The organism is Streptomyces sp. NPDC058964, from assembly GCF_042741275.1.
Classification (GTDB): Bacteria; Actinomycetota; Actinomycetes; order Streptomycetales; family Streptomycetaceae; genus Streptomyces.
On record NZ_JBHYKH010000092.1, the window covers coordinates 19,418 to 22,974 of the forward strand.

The 3,557-nt window shown below is 72.0% G+C and carries 6 protein-coding genes; 3 read left to right on the top strand and 3 right to left on the bottom strand.

Annotation, left to right across the window (positions count from 1 at the left end):
• Nucleotides 1–350: PLP-dependent transferase (locus tag ACFW2E_RS14610; protein ID WP_384466238.1), on the top strand; the 350-nt coding region annotated here is incomplete at its 5' end.
• Between the two features lie 3 nt (nucleotides 351–353).
• Here the strand turns inward: ACFW2E_RS14610 and ACFW2E_RS14615 are convergent.
• From ACFW2E_RS14615 to ACFW2E_RS14625, 3 genes are all read right to left on the bottom strand, one after another.
• Nucleotides 354–602, bottom strand: a complete 249-nt coding sequence (locus tag ACFW2E_RS14615; protein ID WP_384466240.1) for a hypothetical protein — start codon at nucleotides 600–602, stop codon at nucleotides 354–356.
• 25 nt (nucleotides 603–627) lie between these two features.
• Nucleotides 628–1,134 carry a sigma factor-like helix-turn-helix DNA-binding protein gene (locus tag ACFW2E_RS14620; protein WP_384466242.1) on the bottom strand — a complete coding sequence of 169 codons (507 nt, stop codon included), beginning with the start codon at nucleotides 1,132–1,134 and terminating at the stop codon, nucleotides 628–630.
• 108 nt (nucleotides 1,135–1,242) lie between these two features.
• Entirely contained in the window at nucleotides 1,243–1,749 is a 507-nt protein-coding gene (locus ACFW2E_RS14625; RefSeq protein WP_384466246.1) for a MarR family winged helix-turn-helix transcriptional regulator, read from the bottom strand.
• A 161-nt stretch (nucleotides 1,750–1,910) separates the two neighbouring features.
• On the opposite strand from ACFW2E_RS14625, the gene ilvA reads away from it, so the two are divergent.
• A complete protein-coding gene (gene ilvA, locus ACFW2E_RS14630; protein WP_384466248.1) occupies nucleotides 1,911–3,140 on the top strand; it encodes a threonine ammonia-lyase in 1,230 nt (409 codons plus the stop codon).
• A gap of 163 nt (nucleotides 3,141–3,303) precedes the next feature.
• Nucleotides 3,304–3,557, top strand: a 254-nt coding sequence (locus ACFW2E_RS14635; protein ID WP_384466250.1) for an ATP-binding cassette domain-containing protein, incomplete at its 3' end; no start/stop codon positions are given.

The window sequence follows — 3,557 nt, forward strand, 5'->3', positions numbered from 1 at the left end:
CCGACATGCTGAGCCGGCACGCGCGCGTGACCCGTGTCCTGTATCCCGGACTGCCGGAGCACCCCGGTCACGAGGTCGCCGCCAAGCAGATGAAGGCGTTCGGCGGCATGGTCTCCTTCCAGGTCGAGGGCGGCGAGGAGGCGGCCGTCGAGGTGTGCAACCGCGCCAAGGTCTTCACGCTCGGCGAGTCCCTCGGGGGCGTCGAGTCCCTCATCGAGCACCCGGGCCGAATGACGCACGCGTCCGCGGCCGGTTCGGCCCTGGAGGTCCCCGCCGACCTCGTCCGCCTCTCCGTGGGCATCGAGAACGTCGACGACCTGCTGGAGGACCTGCAGCAGGCCCTCGGCTAGGCCTCACCAGCCGGTGATCGGTGGAGTCGTCTGAGAGGGCGGCTCCACCCAGGGGCGCACCGTCAGCGCCCACACGGTGAAGGCCACGGCCGCCGCGAACAGCAGCAGCCACATGAGGCGACGGGCCGCGGTCCTCCGCCGCAGCATGCGGCTCCCGCGGCGCACGACCGCCGCGTACAGCTCGGGCGGTACCGGTGGCGGCACCTTCTCCATGATCCGCCGTGCGGCGGCCTCGCGCTCGGGCCGGTTCATCCGCGCCTCCTGTCGCCCCGGCGCCTCACGACGGCGCCACCTTCGTGCCCATCACCGCCGGCGCCTGCCCCCGGCGCGGATGCAGCAAAGTGGCCGTCGCCCGGTCGCAGATCGTGTGGACCCGCTCCGCCGGGAGGCCGAGCAGTGCCGCCGCCTGCTCCTCGGCGACCCCCTCGTACAGCCGCAGGACGAGGATCAGGCGCTCCTGGGGGGTGAGGACGGCCAGGGCGCTTCCGGGATGCGGGCGGCCGCGACCGAGGCCGCCGCCGTAGTGGTGCCACGCCCCGCGTGCGAAGCGCGTGGCCAGGTACTGGCGGGCACGGTCGTACGGGTCCTCGCCGCGCAGCCGGTCCCAGCACGCGTACGTGTGCGCGAGGGCCAGGGTAAGCAGCCGCCTCGCGCGCGGGTTGTCGTCCGGGGCCTCGGCGGTCAGCAGTGTGGCGGCATGCAGAAGCCGCCCTGCCGCGCCCGCGACGAACGCCTCGAACTCCCGGGCCCGGCGGGCGTTTTGGGACGCCTGCCGCTCTCGCACCGCGCCTCCCGCCTGAGGGGCCCTGCCGGTACGGAATGTGGAACCGTGTACGACCAGGACCCGGTCTCATATGAGGCCAGCGGCGGCCCAAGGTCAAGAGTCCGGGGCTCAGGAGGCCGACGGAGTCTCCGGCGCGGGTACGCCCGGCACCGCCATGCGGGCGGAAAGCGCGCTGTTGAAGCGCGTGAGGAGCGTGCAGAACGCCTCGCGCTCCTCCGGCGCCCAGTCGCCTGTCAGCTCGGCCATCAACTGTCGCCGGGACGAACGCACTTCCTCCAGCCGGGACAGCCCGCGCGGGGACAGCTGGAGCACCACGGCCCGGCCGTCCTCGGGGTGCGAGGTCCGCTTGACGAGCCCGGTGTCGACCAGGGGAGCCACCTGCCGGGTGACCGTCGACGAGTCGATCCCCATGCTCGCGGCGAGCGCCTTGACGCCCATCGGGCCTTCCTTGTCGAGACGGTTCAGCAGCAGGTAGGCGGCGCGGTCCATGGAGTTGCGCACCTGCCCGACGCCGCCGAGCCGGGTCTGTTCGGCACGGCGGGCGAACACCGCCACCTCGTGCTGCAGCGTGTCGAGGAGACCGGTGTCACCGACGGTCGTCATGTCCATCGACATTTCAGGTGTTGTGGGCATGGCCGGGGGCTCGCTTCATGAAGAGTTCTGGGATGGGGGACAGGGTACGCGGCCGGGGGGCGGGCCGTACCGGCGCTGCGCAATCCGGTCTCGGAGCTTGGTCACACCAGCTGTGCGCGACTGTGAACTGCGAGACTTGAGTCATGAGCCACAGCACAGCCGACGCCCTGCGGTCCGTCACTCTCGACGATGTGCGCGGGGCCCAGAAGATGCTCGCGGGCGTGGCGCGGGTGACCGCGATGGAAGGCAGCAGGCACCTGTCGCAGCTGGTGGGCGCGCCGGTCCACCTCAAGTGCGAGAACCTGCAGCGTACGGGGTCCTTCAAGCTGCGGGGCGCGTACGTCCGCATCGCCGGTCTGCTGCCCGAGGAGCGTGCCGCCGGGGTCGTCGCCGCCAGCGCCGGGAACCACGCGCAGGGCGTGGCGCTGGCGTCCGCGCTGCTCGGGGTGCACGCCACCGTGTTCATGCCGGTGGGCGCCCCGCTGCCCAAGATCAGCGCCACCCGGGAATACGGCGCCGAGGTCCGCCTGCACGGTCAGGTCGTGGACGAGACGCTGGCCGCCGCACAGGAGTACGCGGAGAAGACGGGCGCGGTGTTCATCCACCCGTTCGACCACCCCGACATCATCGCGGGACAGGGCACGGTCGGCCTGGAGATCCTGGACCAGTGCCCGGAGGTGGGCACGATCGTCGTCGGCATGGGCGGCGGCGGGCTCGCGGCAGGCATCGCGGTCGCGGTGAAGGCGCTGCGGCCCGACGTGCGGATCGTCGGCGTGCAGGCGGCGGGCGCGGCGGCGTACCCGCCCTCGCTCGCGGCCGGGCGGCCGGTGTCGGTCGAGAACCCGGCGACGATGGCCGACGGCATCAAGGTGGGGCGGCCCGGCGACGTGCCGTTCGGGATCGTCGCGGAGCTGGTCGACGAGGTCCGCACGGTCACCGAGGACCAGCTGTCCGCCGCGCTGCTGCTGTGCCTGGAGCGGGCCAAGCTGGTCGTCGAGCCGGCCGGCGCCAGCCCGGTCGCGGCGCTGCTGGGCGATCCCGGTGCCTTCCCCGGCCCGGTCGTCGCGGTGCTATACGGCGGCAACGTCGACCCCGTGCTGCTCCAGCGGGTCCTGCGGCACGGCATGGCCGCGCAGGGCCGCTACCTGGCCGTTCGGCTGCGGCTGACGGACCGGCCGGGCGCCCTCGCGACGCTTCTGGGGGTGTTGTCAGTGGTGGACGCTAACGTCCTCGACGTGAGCCATGTACGGACCGACCCCCGGCTCGGGCTCACGGAGGCGGAGGTGGAGCTGCACCTGGAGACGAAGGGGCCGGCGCACTGCGCCGAGGTCGGTCAGGCCCTGCGCGAGGCGGGCTACACGGTCATCGATTGACGTCGGAGACCTCGCCGACACCCCTCCGTCACCTGGTTCGGGAAATGTCGAGAGAAATCCATTGAGAGACGCGATACATCGCGTTACGGTGTGTCGCGCAGTCACCCCGACTCGCAGCGACCGACTCCTCACACCACCATCCCCAACGACGTGGAGAACACATATGCCAGGCGCCATCTACGCCGAAGGTCTGGTGAAGACCTTCGGTGACGTAAGGGCACTGGACGGCGTCGACCTCGATGTCCCCGAAGGCACGGTCCTGGGTCTGCTCGGGCCGAACGGCGCGGGAAAGACGACGACCGTCCGCTGTCTGACGACCCTGCTGCGCCCCGACAGCGGCAAGGCGGTCGTCGCGGGCGTGGACGTACTCAGGCATCCCGACGCCGTGCGCCGCTCCATCGGTCTGTCCGGCCAGTT